General features: G+C 67.8%; 1 protein-coding gene. It reads right to left on the bottom strand.

All coding sequences use genetic code 11. The annotated features are described in order from the left end of the window. Positions 1-331: 331 nt before the first annotated feature. Positions 332-733: a DUF805 domain-containing protein gene (locus tag H9Q09_RS22305; RefSeq protein ID WP_187392893.1), complete on the bottom strand. Its 402-nt coding sequence runs from the start codon at positions 731-733 to the stop codon at positions 332-334. Positions 734-1,340: the final 607 nt, after the last annotated feature.

Below are 1,340 nucleotides of genomic sequence, written 5' to 3'. Positions count from 1 at the left end.
CGAAAGGCGGGCGGCGAACCTTGCTCGGGCACGGTCTCCAACGACCAAGGATGACACGGTGCGCTGCCCGCCGATCAGCCTCTCCAATTGCAAGAGGCCGTCAACAGACAAGGATGACGCGCGTCGGGGGTGGGGCGTGCTTGGGTCGGCCGTCGCGTGGGTGGGTGCGTCGAGCAGCTGCCAACCTCAGCGAAAGAGCACCTTCCATCAAACAAGGTCGTCATCCTCGGGCCGGACCCGAGGACCCATGCCGGCCCCGTTGATGCCGTCCGATCCTGCGACGGAAGATCCCCATCCACAAAGCACACCGCAGCAGAGCATCGCTCCTCCCTCAGCGCACGACCGCGCCGGTCGACGGCGGCGGGCCGTGGCGGTTGGTGACGTCGCTGGGCTGGACGGCGAAGTAGAGGAACACCAGCCAGCCGATCAGCGGCACCAGATTGACGAGGAACCACCAGCCGCTGCGGCCGGTGTCGTGCAGGCGGCGCACCGAGACGGCCAGCGACGGGATGAAGATCGCCAGCGAGAAGATCGAGCCGAGCGGCTGGTAACCCTCGCCCGAAAAGGGCGCGAGGCCCATGGCCGGGCCGACGAGAATCGCATCGAGGATGCCCAGGACGAAATTGCCAAGCAGCGTGAACAGCGCGAACCACCAGAATTCCGAGCGCGGCGCGCGGCCCCGGAAGGTCGCGTAATTTGCAAAGACCGAACGGATGGCTTCGGTGAACGACATGGCGTGCCCCCTTGCGTCTGCCGGCCGGTTGCCGGCGGCGCCAGCCTGCCTGATCGAGGCGCGGGACGCCACCTTGGGCCGCTGGGCGGTCTTCGACGGAGGGGGCACGGAGGCGCCGAGGCATGGGTCCTCGGGTCAAGCCCGAGGATGACGCGCGTCGGGGGTGGGGTGCCATGGATCAAGCGTCGGGCGGGTGGCGGGCGTCGAGCAACTGCCGACCTCGCCGGAAGAGCCATTCCGCCAAACACGGTCGTCATCCTCGGGCCCGACCCGAGGACCCATGCCGTTCCCGGTGCCGCATCGCTATCCTCCGACGGAGGGGACACCGAGGCGCAGAGGAATGGGTCCTCGGGTCAAGCCCGAGGATGACGCGCGTCGGGGGTGGGTGCGCACGTGTGGGACGTGGTGCCAGCGGGGACGTCAAGCATCCGCCGACCTCGCCGGAAGAGCCACATCATCAATCAAGGTCGTCATCCTCGGGCTCGACCCGAGGACCCATGCCGTGACCGGTGACGCATCACTAATCTCCGACGGAGTGGGCACCGAACCGCCGAGGAATGGGTCCTCGGGTCAAGCCCGAGCAACTGTGTGAGTATGCGTCAAGGGG

The sequence above is a fragment of the Aurantimonas sp. DM33-3 genome (assembly GCF_014334315.1).
GTDB classification, from domain to species: Bacteria; Pseudomonadota; Alphaproteobacteria; order Rhizobiales; family Rhizobiaceae; genus Aurantimonas; species Aurantimonas coralicida.
Note: the sequence above shows the minus strand (reverse complement) of the source record. Positions and strands in the feature narration are given on the sequence as shown.

Coding starts and splice junctions, on each gene's coding strand:
- H9Q09_RS22305 (WP_187392893.1), bottom strand. CDS start 733: ATGTCGTTCACCGAAGCCATCCGTTCGGTCTTTGCAAATTACGCGACC.